Origin of the sequence: Streptomyces rubellus, from assembly GCF_036323805.1 — a bacterium.
In the GTDB taxonomy this organism is placed as follows: domain Bacteria; phylum Actinomycetota; class Actinomycetes; order Streptomycetales; family Streptomycetaceae; genus Streptomyces.
In genome coordinates this window covers 21169-33766 of sequence record NZ_JAZDCX010000027.1, presented here as the reverse complement: position 1 = coordinate 33766, position 12598 = coordinate 21169, and the positions used below count along the sequence as shown (strand labels likewise).

The following is a 12598-nucleotide window of genomic DNA, read 5'->3' as shown; positions in this document are numbered from 1 at the left end:
ACCGGCTTGCGGGGCCGTTTCCACACCTGCAACGGAGGGAGGTCGCCTTGCCGCCGAGGAGAGTCGTCACCGGGCGCAGCCAGGAGCCGCGTCGGCGGTTCGCGGAGGAGATCCGGCTGCTGCGCACCGAGCGGAAGCTCAGCCTCCGCAAGCTCGGTGAGGCGCTGGGCTGGGACTGGTCGCTGTTCTCCAAGATGGAGAGCGGCCACACGGTCAGCAGCCCGGACGTCGTCCAGGCCCTCGACCACTACTACGGGACGCGGGGGATGCTGCTGGTCCTGTGGGAGCTGGCGGTCGGGGACACCACCCAGTTCCTTGAGCAGTACCGCCGTTACATGTCGCTGGAGGCGGAGGCCACGAGCATCCAGAAGTATTCGCCCGGCGTTGTGCCGGGACTGCTCCAGACCGAGGCGTACGCACGCGAGACGCTCACGCTGGGACGCCCGCCCTCGGACGAGGAACTGGACCAGCAGGTGCGGGCGCGGGTGAGCCGCCGAGATGTCCTGGAGGGCGAGGAACCGCCACCGTTCCGCGCGATTCTCGACGAGGCCGTGCTGCGTCGGCCGCTGGCCGACGGCGGGGAGTGGTGCGAGCAGTTGAAGCACCTGGTCGAGTGGGCGGAGCGGTGGAACATCACGCTTCAGGTGCTCCCGTTCACCGCCGGAGTACGCGAACTGAGCCATACGGACACGTCGCTTCTGCGCCTCCTGGACGGCCGGACGGTCGCATGGGTGGAGACGGCGTACAGCGGGCATCTGATCGAGGAAGCTGCCAAAGTTGAGGAGCTACAAGCCGGTTACGACCGGCTTCGCGATCATGCCCTGTCCCCGCGTGACTCGGTGGAGTTCGTACTCCGACTCCTGGAGGAGCTTTCATGACCGCCTCCCAGCATGGGATAGCCGCCGTACGGTGGCGCAAGTCCAGCTACAGCAACCTCAACGGGGGTGACTGCGTCGAGGTTGCCGACGGCCTCCCCGGTGCCGTTCCGGTACGGGACAGCAAGGACCCGCACGGCCCGGCGCTCGTCTTCGGGCCGGACACCTGGTCGTCGTTCGTGACCGCCGTCCAGGGCGGGCGGCTCACCACCTGAGCCGTCGGGCCGGATCCGGCCCCTGGCATACTTCGACGGCCCTCGCCGCCCGGCGAGGGCCGTCCGCCGTGCCGCTCAGCGGCGCCGGGGCTTCCGGCGCGCGCGAGCCTGCCGGGGCCGTGCCGACGGCGCGCCGGATCGCGCGGAGGACTCGCTCCGCCGCTCCCGGTCGTCGTGGTCGGGGTACTCCGGGTCGGAGTCCTCCGAGTCGGCGTCCACGAGAGTGACGTCAGCGAAGTCGGGAGCCTGGAAGGGATTCCTCGCCGGAGGCCGTGCCTCTGTTGTGGGGGGTGTGGGCGCCGGTTCGGGCGCGGAGAACAGAGAAGCCGTGTCGATGGGAGATCCCTTTCGGAGGGGTGCGCCGAGCGTAGGTGAGGAACGGGGTGTCAGAGGTGGGCCAGTTTGGAGTACGGGCTCTGGATCCATCCCTGACGGGCACCGAAGTCGACGAGGACGGCGACGCCGTCGTCCACGCCGGTGACCCGGCCGAGGCCGTAGGTGTCGTGTGTGACCCGGTCTCCCACGGCGAAGTGCTTGGGGGGCGGTACGACCGGGGCCTTGAAGGGGCTGGTGGGCAAGTGGCGCCGGGCTGCGGCTGGCTTTGTCATTGATGTCAGTATGCACCCGCCGATCCGGTGTGCGCCCGGGCGTACGGTTTCCTCTTGGCCACTCTTTGGGTACCGCGCGGGCACTCCCACCAGGGCGGGACACGTTTGCCGAGGCCACCGGCGGTCTCCGGTGCCGCCTCCGCTGTCGGCGGTCGGTGTGAGACTGGGCACGTGATCGTCGAACGCGCATACGCACACGTGGCCTCGTACGACGAGCGGCGCTGGCCCTGGTCCGTTCCCTGTGTCCGCGAGCTCCTGGCGGACGGGCTGCGCTTCACCGCGCCGGTGACCTTCCTCGTCGGCGAGAACGGCTCGGGGAAGTCGACACTGGTCGAGGCGCTGGCGGAGGGCTTCGGGCTGGATCCCTGGGGCGGCTCACACGACTGGCGCTACGCGAGCTCCCGGGGCAGGTCGGTGCTGGGCGAGCGCATACGGTTCGACGCGGGGCCGCGCGGCCGGCACATGCTGGGGAGCTGGTCCGCCCGCAAGGGGTTCTTCCTGCGCGCCGAGACGGCGGTGAACGCGCTGGACCGGGAGGGCTTCAACCCGGACGCGGTCAGCCACGGCGAGGGCTTCCTCGCGGCCTTCCGGGAGAAGTTCCTCGCCCCGGGGCTGTATGTGATGGACGAGCCGGAGGCGGCGCTGTCGTTCTCCTCCTGCCTCGAACTGCTCGGCCACCTGGACCAGTTGACGAGGAACGGCGGCCAGGTCGTCTGTGCCACCCACTCCCCGCTGCTGACCGCGCTGCCGGGCGCGGACATCGTCGAGGTCGGCGAGCACGGCATGCGCCGGGTGGCCTGGCACGAGCTCGCCCTGGTCGACCACTGGCGCCGCTACCTCGAGAACCCGCGGGCGTACCTGCGGCACATCCTCGGCTGAGGGGCCTGCCCCCTTCGTCAGCCCGCCGAGTCCGGGGCGTCCTCGCCCCGCAGCCAGGCCAGGACGTGCAGCGACCGATCGAGCTCGCTCTGGTGAACGCGCGGCCGTTTCCTGGCGAGCGTGCGTCGGATCCCCACGGCTTCGGTGATGGCGGTCAGTGCTTCTCCCTGTCTTCCCAGCTCTCCCAGGTCGACGGAGAGGTTGTTCAGGCTCGTGGCGAGGCGGGGCAGGAAGGTGTCCGGCTGTTCCCGGGTGAGTTCGCGGTAGGTCTGTACGGCTTCGGTGATCGCCTCCAGCGCTTCCTCTCGTCTTCCCAGTTCCCCCAGCCGGTTGGAGAGGTTGTTCAGGCTCGTGGCGAGGTCGGGCAGGAAGGTGTCCGGCTCTTCCTGGGTGAGTTCGCGGTAGGTCTGTACGGCTTCGGTGATCGCCTCCAGCGCTTCCTCTCGTCTTCCCAGTTCCCCCAGCCGGTTGGAGAGGTTGTTCAACCTCATGGCGAAGTCGGGCGAGAGATAGGCGCTGTCGTAGACGTGGACGCGGTAGTGACTGATGACGAGCCTGGTGAGGTGGAATGCGAAGAGGGCCAGCGTGTGGCCGGCGTCGGGTAGCCGGTCAACGAGGTCCTCCAGTTCGTGCAAGGGGGTGCGGGGGTCGTCGGTGATCTGGTGCAGGGCCTCGATCAGAGGTCGGGGGACTTCGGCCTGGGTGGCGACGTCGACGGCCGGCAGTGCCAGGACGTTCGCGTGGCGGACGCACAGGGCGGTCAGGCGCTCGGCGAGCCGGTGGCCGAAGACGGGATGGGCGGCGGCACGGGTGCAGACGGTCAGGAGCCGGGCGGCCTGGTGTCCGGTGGTACCGGGCACGAGATGGTCGGCGAGGGCGGGATCGTTCTCCAGACGGCGGCCGACGAAGCGCTCGGCCAACCGGTCGGGGCGCAGACTCCCCCAGGGGCGGGTGGCGGACGCGGCGGGGTGGAGGGCGGCGATCCAGTCGCGTACCGCGCCTCGCCGGTCCTCGGGTTGGTCGGCCAGGCCGGGGACGCGGCGCAGGAGTGTGTCGGCCTCGGCCCGGTCCTCCGCCCCCAGCAGGAACGCGGCGGCCAGGGCGTCGGTGAGCGTCTCCATGGTCAGGGCGGGACGCAGTCCACGGGCGGCGGCGGTGGCACTCCAGTAGCGGTGCTCGTGGCGCAGCAGCCGGTCCTCGACGTCCTCCGCGGGCCTGTCACCGACGGCGGCGTCCGGGTCGCGGTCGGTGTCCAGGAGGTCGGCCAGGGCGGTCATGTGCAGGGACAGCGCGGTTTCCAGGCCGGGAAGGTCGGTGCGGGTGGCCGCCAGGCGGTCGGCCAGGGCGAGCCAGTTGTGGTGCCGCCGACCGCACACCCGGGACAGGTGCGCCGCGTAGCCGTACACGGCCCCCCGGTACGCCTCGACGCGGGAGTCGCCCGGGTCGGGTTCCAGCGCGGGCAGCGGGACGGTTCCGGCACCGCCCAGCAGGTCCTCGGCGGCCTGGAGGACCTGCCACCAGTCGCTTGCCGTGCGGGCCAGCATCAGCAGCTTGAGCGGGTACCCGCCGCCGTGCCGGACGACGGCGTTCAGCAGTGCGGTCACCTGGGGGGCACGGGTCTCGGCGTGGTCCGCCACGATCAGGGCCGGCGCGGTGGCGGCCGAAAGTGCCGGCAGGTCGTCCAGGCTGTCCGCGTCGGTGCCCAGCCACAGCGTGGCCCGGCCCTCGGCGGCCAGGGCGTCGGCGAGGTGCTGGGCGAGCCGGGTCTTGCCCTGCCCCCCGGGGCCGTGCAGCAGCAGGGCCCCGAAGCCCGGCTCCCCGGTCCAGGCACGCAGTTCCGCCAGTAGTTCGGTACGTCCCCGGAAGGGCACCACCTGGCGGCGGGCCCGCAGCAGGGCGGCCGGTGAGCCGGCGATGCCCGTGGTGTTCGTGGTCACCGCGTCCGCCGGCTCGATCTCCACTGCGCCCCCACTCTTGACGGTTCGTCGGGCTATGGCCATCAGGTGACCCGCCGTAGTGGAGACAGCGCTGGGGAGTGCCCGGTTCCCGGACCGGTCCGGACGTGGCGGAACGCCGTCGCCCCGGAGCCCGAGGCGGGCGTACCGCCGCCGGTGGCGCTGGGCGCCCGGATGCTACGCGCCGTCGCTCCACGCTTCCACTATTCTGAAAAAGAACTAGTCGCTATAGTGGACTAGAGCGAAGGGGGGAACAGGGATGCCGACGACGGACCCCTCCACGAGCTGGCTGCGCGGAACGCTGCCGCTGGTACTGGCGGCGGTGCTGGCCGAGTCCGACCACCACGGCTACGCACTGGTGCAGCGGCTCGGGGAGCTGGGCTTCGGCAAGGTCCGGGGCGGCGCGCTCTACCCGGTGCTGGGCCGTATGGAGCAGGACGGCCTGGTCACGGCCCGCTGGGAGGCGGGGGAGGGCGGCCCGGGCCGGAAGGTCTACCGGCTGACCGGCGCCGGACGCCTCCGGCTGGACGAGGAGCGAGCCCGCTGGCGGGCGTTCTCCGCCGCCATGGACGGCCTCCTGGAGCAGTCGGAAGAGGCGGAACAGCGGGCGGGACAGGCACGGGAGGAACGATGACGACGGACACGCATCAGAGGTGGACCGCACGGGCCCGGCTCGCCATGGCCGCGCAAGCGGTGGACCGGGAGACCGCCGACACCGCGATCGACGAGGTCGAGCAGCACTGCGCGCTCAGCGGCGAGCACCCGCGCGAGGAGTTCGGCACACCGGAGGAGTTCGCCCGTACCGTCGCCGTCGAACGCGTCCCCGAGCGGGTGCGCGCCGGACGGGACCGGGCGGGGATGACCCCGGCCGACTACCGGCGGGCCGGACTGGCCGGAGTCGGGCTCCTGCTGACGGTGCTCGGCGTGATGCTGTGGCTCGAGCCCGGCAGCACGGTCACGGTCACGGCGCCCGCCCTGGCCGGGACGGTCCTCGTCGCGGCCGTGGTGCTCTGTGTGTTCGCCGCCGTGGCCGCCTCCCGCGTCGCCCGCTGGTGGTGGTGGGGCGGCGCGGCCCTCGCGGTGCTCCTCGCGGGGACGGCCACCGACAGGCTGCCCGCGGACGACCTGTTCGGGATGCCGTCCTTCGCCGTCTGCCTGACCGGGATCATCCTGCTGCTCACCTGGTCGCTGCTGCCCGGCGGCGCACCGGACCACGACTCCGACACCGACCACGACCCCACCCAAGACCACGACTCGATCCACGACCAGAACGGGGCCTCATGAACACCTCGACCGGCAAGCCCGCCGACCCCGCCGCCGACAAGTGGCTGCGCGAACTCGCCGACCTCCTCCGGCAGCGCCACGGCATCACCCGGGACCGCGCCGCCGAACTCACCCGCGAGGCCGGGCGGCACCTCGCCGAGAGCGGTGGCACCCCCGAGGAGGAGTTCGGCCCGGCGCCGCTGTACGCGCTCCGGCTGGCGGACGAGGAGAAGGGCACCCGGGAGCCGTGGTGGATGCGCCGTGAGGTGCAGGCGCTGGTCATGGGCGTCATCGGCGCCAGCTGGCTCGTGGGCGCGATAGCCGCCGGGGTGTGGTGGCAGATCGCGATGACCGCCTTCATCGTCGTGTGGTGCGCCGGGGAGCTGGGCGCCTACGCCCTCCGCAGGCGGCGCGAGGCGCGGGCGGGGTAGCGGCGGCAGCGGCGGTGGACGCCCGGGACGGCGGTTCCCGCCGCCGTCCCGGGCTCGGCAGGTACGCGCCGGTGTTCAGCGGCCGCGGGTACAGGGCGTGGACGCCGGCCGCGGCGCGGGCCAGTTCCGTACGGGCCTCGGGCGGCCCCAGCACCTCCACGTCCGTGCCGAACTGGAGCAGTTGGCGGACCGCGCCGAGCACGGGGTACGCGAACTCGGCCGGCACCCAGCCCCCGTCCCCGCCCTCACCCTCTCCACCGTCCTCCGCCAAGGCCGCCGACACCAGGCAGGGCCCCACGATGCGGGCCACCCACCATGTCCAGCCGCTCGCGCCGCACCCGCGCCGTGACCCGTACGTCGCCGGGCCGCTCCTCCACCTCGCGCCGCAACCGGGCCCACACCTGTGCCAGTTCCGCGCCCGCGCGGCCCCGCTGGGCCGGGCGCTGGGACCGGCGGCGGGGACGGTCGCCCCGGTCGGGCCGTGCTGCTGGTGCTCGGCGCCGCGGTCGTCCTGGCGGCCAGGCCGCCGGACGCCGCGCCGGGCGCGGTGCGGTGGGTGGTCGCCTGCGGGGCGGGCTGGATCGCGCTCAGCGCGGCCGTACTCGCCTTCGAGGCGTTCGGAGCCGGGGTGCTGGACCTGACCGCGGCCGGGACCGTGTGGACCGCGGCCCAGACCGTCCCGGTGGGGGTCTTCGCCGCGCTCCAGTACGCCGCCCGGTGGCGGCGGTGGCGGTACGGGAACGCGGGGGAGGAAGGTGGAGCACTTCAGGGCTCGGCCACGGCTCTCCGGGCCGCCGCCGTGTCGCCCGCGACCGGCTCCGCGTCCGCCGGGACCGGGACGCTCCGCCGTGCCGGCGCCGCCGCGACCGCCTCTTCCTCCCTCTCCGCCTCCGTCTCCCTCCCGTTCTCCTTCTCCCTCCCCTTCTCCGCGCTCCGCGGAGAGGGTTCCCCGTCCGGACCCGTCCGGCGGATGAACCGCAGTCGGAACGACGACCCCAGCGGCGCGCACAGCACGACGATCCCTCCGGCCATGGCCAGGGCGAAGCTCCACAGCCCCATCATCACGGCGATGGACAGGTGGAAGGAGAGGCCCGCGCCCATGACCCACCAGCGCACGCGCTGCGGGAGCAGCAGGGACACCGCCAGGGAGAACTCGATGACCAGGGGCACCCAGGTCAGCAGCGCCACGCCCAGCGGGGCCGTGATGACGGGGGCGACGAGCGTGTCGAGCCAGGGCGCCGGGCCGAACTCGAGATGGCTCCCCCAGTACCACATGGCGGTGCCGTCCTGCCATTCCGCGTGGGGCAGCTTGGCGGCGGCGGCCTGGAAGTAGAGGACGGTCATCTGGACGCGCACCATGACCAGCCCGCTGACGCCGATGAGTGCGGGCAACGCGCCGGAGGACGGTCCGGTCCCCCGGTCCGGGGGCTGCTGCCAGTGCCACCGCCGCCCGTCGCCGAGGGCCGGGAGCACGAAGAGGACCGACAGGACGAGTGCTATCTGGTCTCCGCCGTCGATGATGGAGATCCCGGAGAAGACGCTGTAGTTGACGTAGGCGTGCGGCAGCGCGGTGAGTCGGGGCCGCCAGCCCGAGGCGACGACGAGGAGGACGGCGACACAGCCCCACATGATCCAGGTCAGCCGGGTGTGGTCGTCGGGGGCCAGGCAGAAGACGCCGGCCGCGGCGGTGGAGGTGCACGGGGGGTAGTCGCCGAGCGTGGCGACCGGCCGGAACAGGGTCTCGGCGCTCGATGCCACCAGGGTGCCGGCGGTCCCCAGGGCCACGAGGGTGCGGGCGAGTCCGTAGACGTTGGTCCACGGCAGGACGATGTGCCGGCGGCTGCTCACGGGCACCTCACATCCCAGACGGCGACTCTCTCGGCCGTGTGCCGTTCGGTCGTCAGATGGCGCCAGGCCCAGGGCGTGGGGCGCATCTCCACCACGGCGGCACGGCCGCAGAGGCCGGGCGCCGGCGAGGGGTTCGTCGCCTCGGTCGCTCTCTTCGCCCCCCGTGCCAGGCAGGCGTCCACGGTGGCGGTGGTCTCGCAGCCGGTCCATTCGGTGCTCCGCTGGTGCAGCATCAGGGCCACCTCGATTCCCTGAGAACGCGGGGCGCGGTCGAAACCGAAGAAGTTGGCGGGTCTGGAGTGCGGAGCACGGGATATGTTCTTCCATTCCCCGTCGACCAGGCGGTACGGAACGTGCTGGCGGCTTTTGGCCGACTTCGTGAAGAAGGCCCAGCCCTGGGGAGCCACGGTGGCCGCGGCTTTCCGCGCGGCGTCCTGTGCCGGAAGCGAGACGGCATTACGTGGAAGGAAGCTCTGCGCCACATAGAGGCTCAGTACCACCCAGACCGCGGTGACCGCGGTGATCCACGGGCGGGGCACCATGACGGAGTGTTCCGGTGCGACGGATCTCAGCCGTACTCTTTCGGTGATACGCGTGAACATCTCTTCCTCATACTGATCGGCACCTCATCGGCCGGCGGCCGGGAATTCCGGTGGAGTGGAGGAGCGCGAGGCGGTGGGCCCGGCCGCGAGGCGCACGGCGGCGGGCCCACCACCCCGCACCGGGGCCGTCAGGCGGCCAGCACGCTCGTCAGCTTGGCTATCTGCTGGTCCCTGCTCAGCGGCTCGCCGTTTCTCGGCGGCGCCACCCAGAACTCGATCACGTTGGCCACGGCCGCCGCGTTCGCCGCTGTGGCGGCGGTCGCGACGTTGACCGCGGCGGCGAGGTTCACGGCGACGACCACGTTGACCGTGAGCACGAGGTTGATGCAGTGGCCGGAGTTGGTGCCGAGGTCGGCCTTGGTGGCCGACTCCGAACCGGCCAGCGACTTCAGGACCTCGACGGCCTCGTTTACGCCGCTCTCGACCAGCCGTGGGCTGCCGGAGCGGACCTTCCCGGAGAAGGAGGCGAAGAACCCCGGGTGCATCCTGTGGATCTCGTCGAGAAGGGCGGTGACCGCCTTCCGCTGCTCCGGGGTGCTGTTCTCCTCGCGGATCGCGGCCACGTCGACGAACTCGCCCGAGTCGGCGATTTCCTCGGCCACCCGGCCCTGGGCGAAGGCCAGACCCTCGAAGAGGGCGCGGCCGTCCTGGAGGGTTCCGACGCCTGCCGCCGGAACGCCGACGGCGGGTGCCCCGGGGGCGGCGGGAGTGGCCATGGCCCCCTGGACAACGGAACCGCTTAATCCGATTATGACCGCGGTGGCGATGGTGATTCCTGTGCGTCTGTGCATACGTCACCTCTCGTGCTGTGATCTCCACGCTGAAAGGTCGCCGTGTCGTCCGGCGACGAACGCCAGCGAATGTACAGACGTCCGATGTCATCTCAAATGGTTTGGAAAATGAGGGGATGTGTTCCGGTCACTGTGGTGTGACCGTGCATGGCGCGCGCCGGACGGGGTAGTCGGCAGGAAGCGCGCCCTGCTTGTTATAGGTGAATGCAAACAATTCCGCTTCCCGGTATCGCAGGACGGGGGAAATTCCACGTGACAAAGGAAAATCTGTTATCCAGGCACATGGCTCGCCATATCGCCTCGGCCACTGTTCCCTTCGCGGTCGGAGCGGTCCTCACGGTGATCGCCTTCCTGCTGCTCAGGGACACGTTCCCGGAGCGGATGGCCACCCACTTCTCACTGGACGGCACCGCCGACGGATTCAGCTCGCCACCGGCGGCACTTGGCCAGTACCTACTCCTGTTCGGCATTGAGGCCGTCGGCGGTCTCGCCGTCGCCTTCTCGGTCAGGCCGGGCCGACGCGGTCCGCGGCCGCTGGGCGTCTTCTGCTCCGCGCTGGCGGCCGCCACCGTGTACCTCCTGGTGGCGACCATGTACGCGAGCAGCGGCCTGGAGGACGGGGCCGACGCCCGGCTGCCGGCCTACCAGCTCGCCGTCGCCGCCGGAGTCGGAGTCGGCACGGGACTGCTGGGACGGTGGGTCACCCGGAGGCGGACATGAGCCACCACCCGCGCGAGGACGCGCACGGCCACCAGGCGGAGGTGTGGCACCGCTCCCTCACCAGCGGATGGATGCTCGCCGTGGGCGTGGTGTCGGCGCCGGCGCTGCTGGTCGCCGCCGCGGTCGTGGACGAGTACCGGTCCATCGCCCTGTGGCTGCTCGTCGTGCCCGTCGCCTTCCTGGCCACAGGGGCGATCAGGGTCACCGTCTCCCGCCGCGGCGTCACGGTGGCCTCCCTCCTCCTGCCGTTCCTGCGGCGCCGCTTCGCCCTGGACCGCATACGGCAGGCGTCGGCCCGCTGGACCCGGCCCACCGAGATAGGGGGCTGGGGCTACCGGTGGAGCCCCGGACTCAGCGCGGTCTCCCTCCGCGAGGGGGACGCCCTGTGGCTCACGCTCACCGACGACAACCGGTTCGTCATCACCGTCGACGACGCCGACACCGCCGCACGGCTGGTCAACAGGCTCGGACAGGCCGCCGCGGACTCCGAAGGCCGCTGACATGCTCGTCGAGGTCGACCACTCCTCACGGGTCGCCCTGGCCGAGCAGATCGCCGCCTCGGTGCGGCGCGCCCTGGCCGAGGGGAAACTGCGCAAGGGCGAGCGGCTGCCCTCGGCACGTGCCCTGGCGCAGGCCCTGGAGGTGAACATGCACACGGTGCTGCGCGGCTACCAGATCCTCAGGGAGGAGAAGCTCATCGACCTCCGCCCGGGCAGGGGCGCGGTGGTCAGCGCCGCCACGGCGAACCGGGCCGTGGCCGTCGAGGCGTGCCGGTACTTCGTGAGGCTGGCACGGGAGTCGGGGTTCTCGGACGCCGAGATACTCGGCATGGTCGAGGAGACCATGGAGTGAGACGGCCCGGGACGACGGCCGCCGGGCCGTGCGTCCCGGCGGCCGTCAGGGTTCGACCACGGTCTCCTGGGCCGCCGCCGTGTCGCCCGCGAGCAGTTCGGCGTCCACCGGCACGTTCCGCTTCACCAGCGCCAGCGCGATCGGGCCCAGCTCGTGGTGGCGGGCCGAGGTGGTGACGAAACCCAGCTGACGGCCCTCCGCGCCGTCCTTCGCCAGCCGGACGGGGGTGCCGGGGCCGGGCAGGTGCACCTCGGAGCCGTCCAGGTGCAGGAAGACCAGCCGGCGCGGCGGCTTCCCCAGGTTGTGGACGCGCGCCACCGTCTCCTGGCCCCGGTAGCAGCCCTTCTGCAGATGGACGGCGCTGCCGATCCAGCCCACCTCGTGCGGGATCGTGCGGTGGTCGGTCTCCAGGCCCAGCCGCGGCCGGTGCGCCTCCACGCGCAGCGCCTCCAGGGCCAGTACGCCGACCGCCGGGCCGTGGGCCGCGGCGAAGGACTCCAGCTCGCCGCGCGGCAGGAACACGTCCCGCCCGTACGGCGTCTCGCGCACGACCGCGCCCTGCGGCACCTCGGCGATGGAGCCCGCCGGGAGGTGGACCACCGCGTGGTCGGCCGTCGCGTCGGTGACCTCGACCCGGTAGAAGAACTTCATGCTCTCCAGGTACTCGATCAGCGCCCCCTGGGTGCCCGGCTCGACGTGCGCCCACACCGTGGAGCCGTCGTCGACGAGGTAGAGGGCGTGCTCGACGTGGCCGTGCGCGGAGAGGATCAGCGCCTCGGTGGCGAGGCCGGGCTCCAGCTCGCTGACGTGCTGGGTGAGCAGCAGGTGCAGCCAGCTCAGCCGGTCCTCGCCGGTGACGGTGACCACCCCGCGGTGCGAGAGGTCCACCAGGCCGCCGCCGTCCGCGAGGGTGCGCTGCTCGCGGAAGAGGTCGCCGTAGTGCGCGGCGACGCCTTCGTCCGGCGCCTCGGCGGGGACGGCGCCGGGCAGCGACAGCAGAGGGCTCTTGTACGACATGCGACCAGCCTACGACTCCCCGTCGGCCGCGCTTCCCCCGCCGGCGCCGGCGCCGGCGCCGCCGCCGGGACCGGCACCGGTGTCGTGCGCGCGCTTCTCCGCGCAGTCCCGGCAACGGCCGAAGATCGCGAAGTGCTTCATGTCGGTGTCGAAGCCGAACCTCTCCCGCAGCCGGCCGGTGAACTCGGCGGCCAGCGAGATGTCGGCCTCGATCACCTCCGTGCAGTCCCGGCACACCAGGTGCATGTGGTCGTGCCGGTCGGCGAGGTGGTACGTGGGCGCGCCGTGGCCCAGATGGGCGTGGCTGACCAGCCCCAGCTCCTCCAGCAGTTCCAGGGTGCGGTAGACGGTGGAGATGTTCACGCCGCCCGCGGTGCGCCGCACCTCGGCGAGGATGTCGTCCGGGGTGGAGTGCTCCAGCTTGTCCACGGCCTCCAGCACGAGCTGGCGCTGCGGCGTCAGCCGGTAGCCGCGTCTGCGGAGGTCGCTCTGCCAGTCGGTGCTCACCACACGGCCCAGTGTAAGGAGGGCGCCGCCGGTGC

Annotated in this window: 17 protein-coding genes; 9 read left to right on the top strand and 8 right to left on the bottom strand. The window is 72.1% G+C overall.

The window, feature by feature from the left end:
• Positions 1–47 precede the first annotated feature (47 nt).
• A complete protein-coding gene (locus V1L54_RS25205) occupies positions 48–878 on the top strand; it encodes a helix-turn-helix domain-containing protein (protein ID WP_330120421.1) in 831 nt (276 codons plus the stop codon).
• Positions 875–1090: a DUF397 domain-containing protein gene (locus V1L54_RS25200; protein ID WP_330120420.1), complete on the top strand. Its 216-nt coding sequence runs from the start codon at positions 875–877 to the stop codon at positions 1088–1090. The genes V1L54_RS25205 and V1L54_RS25200 overlap by 4 nt, the downstream gene beginning before the upstream one ends.
• 386 nt (positions 1091–1476) lie before the next feature.
• On the opposite strand, the gene V1L54_RS25195 is transcribed toward V1L54_RS25200, so the two are convergent.
• Complete coding sequence (locus V1L54_RS25195; RefSeq protein WP_100202043.1) at positions 1477–1698, bottom strand: hypothetical protein; 222 nt, start codon at positions 1696–1698, stop codon at positions 1477–1479.
• Positions 1699–1869: 171 nt separating this feature from the next.
• On the opposite strand from V1L54_RS25195, the gene V1L54_RS25190 reads away from it, so the two are divergent.
• Positions 1870–2577 carry an AAA family ATPase gene (locus V1L54_RS25190; RefSeq protein WP_330120419.1) on the top strand — a complete coding sequence of 236 codons (708 nt, stop codon included), beginning with the start codon at positions 1870–1872 and terminating at the stop codon, positions 2575–2577.
• A gap of 17 nt (positions 2578–2594) precedes the next feature.
• Here V1L54_RS25190 and V1L54_RS25185 read toward each other — a convergent pair whose 3' ends face one another.
• On the bottom strand, positions 2595–4538 hold the full coding sequence (locus V1L54_RS25185; RefSeq protein ID WP_330120418.1) for a tetratricopeptide repeat protein: 1944 nt from the start codon (positions 4536–4538) through the stop codon (positions 2595–2597).
• A 253-nt stretch (positions 4539–4791) separates the two neighbouring features.
• Here V1L54_RS25185 and V1L54_RS25180 point away from each other — a divergent pair, with 253 nt between their 5' ends.
• From V1L54_RS25180 to V1L54_RS25170, 3 genes are read left to right on the top strand one after another with little or no spacing between them, the layout of a single operon-like run.
• Complete coding sequence (locus V1L54_RS25180; RefSeq protein WP_330120417.1) at positions 4792–5166, top strand: PadR family transcriptional regulator; 375 nt, start codon at positions 4792–4794, stop codon at positions 5164–5166.
• The gene (locus V1L54_RS25175; protein WP_330120416.1) at positions 5163–5816 is read left to right on the top strand and encodes a hypothetical protein; all 654 of its coding nucleotides are present in this window, start codon (positions 5163–5165) and stop codon (positions 5814–5816) included. The genes V1L54_RS25180 and V1L54_RS25175 overlap by 4 nt, the downstream gene beginning before the upstream one ends.
• Positions 5813–6226: a hypothetical protein gene (locus tag V1L54_RS25170; RefSeq protein WP_330120415.1), complete on the top strand. Its 414-nt coding sequence runs from the start codon at positions 5813–5815 to the stop codon at positions 6224–6226. The genes V1L54_RS25175 and V1L54_RS25170 overlap by 4 nt, the downstream gene beginning before the upstream one ends.
• On the opposite strand, the gene V1L54_RS29560 is transcribed toward V1L54_RS25170, so the two are convergent.
• From V1L54_RS29560 to V1L54_RS25155, 4 genes are all read right to left on the bottom strand, one after another.
• Entirely contained in the window at positions 6153–6428 is a 276-nt protein-coding gene (locus V1L54_RS29560) for a WCX domain-containing protein (protein WP_443076784.1), read from the bottom strand. The genes V1L54_RS25170 and V1L54_RS29560 overlap by 74 nt on opposite strands.
• 563 nt (positions 6429–6991) lie before the next feature.
• Positions 6992–8074, bottom strand: coding sequence for a sporulation-delaying protein SdpB family protein (locus V1L54_RS25165; RefSeq protein ID WP_330120414.1), 1083 nt, complete (start codon positions 8072–8074; stop codon positions 6992–6994).
• The gene (locus tag V1L54_RS25160; protein ID WP_330120413.1) at positions 8071–8616 is read right to left on the bottom strand and encodes an SdpA family antimicrobial peptide system protein; all 546 of its coding nucleotides are present in this window, start codon (positions 8614–8616) and stop codon (positions 8071–8073) included. Before V1L54_RS25160 ends, V1L54_RS25165 begins: the two co-directional genes overlap by 4 nt.
• A gap of 188 nt (positions 8617–8804) precedes the next feature.
• The gene (locus V1L54_RS25155) at positions 8805–9392 is read right to left on the bottom strand and encodes a sporulation delaying protein family toxin (RefSeq protein WP_330120412.1); all 588 of its coding nucleotides are present in this window, start codon (positions 9390–9392) and stop codon (positions 8805–8807) included.
• Positions 9393–9749: 357 nt separating this feature from the next.
• Here V1L54_RS25155 and V1L54_RS25150 point away from each other — a divergent pair, with 357 nt between their 5' ends.
• The 3 genes from V1L54_RS25150 to V1L54_RS25140 are packed head-to-tail and all read left to right on the top strand — an operon-like array spanning position 9750 to position 11039.
• Positions 9750–10187: a DUF1648 domain-containing protein gene (locus V1L54_RS25150; protein WP_330120411.1), complete on the top strand. Its 438-nt coding sequence runs from the start codon at positions 9750–9752 to the stop codon at positions 10185–10187.
• A complete protein-coding gene (locus tag V1L54_RS25145) occupies positions 10184–10687 on the top strand; it encodes a hypothetical protein (protein ID WP_330120410.1) in 504 nt (167 codons plus the stop codon). Before V1L54_RS25150 ends, V1L54_RS25145 begins: the two co-directional genes overlap by 4 nt.
• A gap of 1 nt (position 10688) precedes the next feature.
• The gene (locus V1L54_RS25140) at positions 10689–11039 is read left to right on the top strand and encodes a GntR family transcriptional regulator (protein ID WP_330120409.1); all 351 of its coding nucleotides are present in this window, start codon (positions 10689–10691) and stop codon (positions 11037–11039) included.
• 45 nt (positions 11040–11084) lie between these two features.
• Here the strand turns inward: V1L54_RS25140 and ygfZ are convergent, their stop codons facing one another.
• On the bottom strand, positions 11085–12056 hold the full coding sequence (gene ygfZ, locus V1L54_RS25135; RefSeq protein ID WP_330120408.1) for a CAF17-like 4Fe-4S cluster assembly/insertion protein YgfZ: 972 nt from the start codon (positions 12054–12056) through the stop codon (positions 11085–11087).
• 9 nt (positions 12057–12065) lie between these two features.
• Positions 12066–12566 carry a Fur family transcriptional regulator gene (locus V1L54_RS25130; protein WP_330120407.1) on the bottom strand — a complete coding sequence of 167 codons (501 nt, stop codon included), beginning with the start codon at positions 12564–12566 and terminating at the stop codon, positions 12066–12068.
• Between the last annotated feature and the right edge of the window lie 32 nt (positions 12567–12598).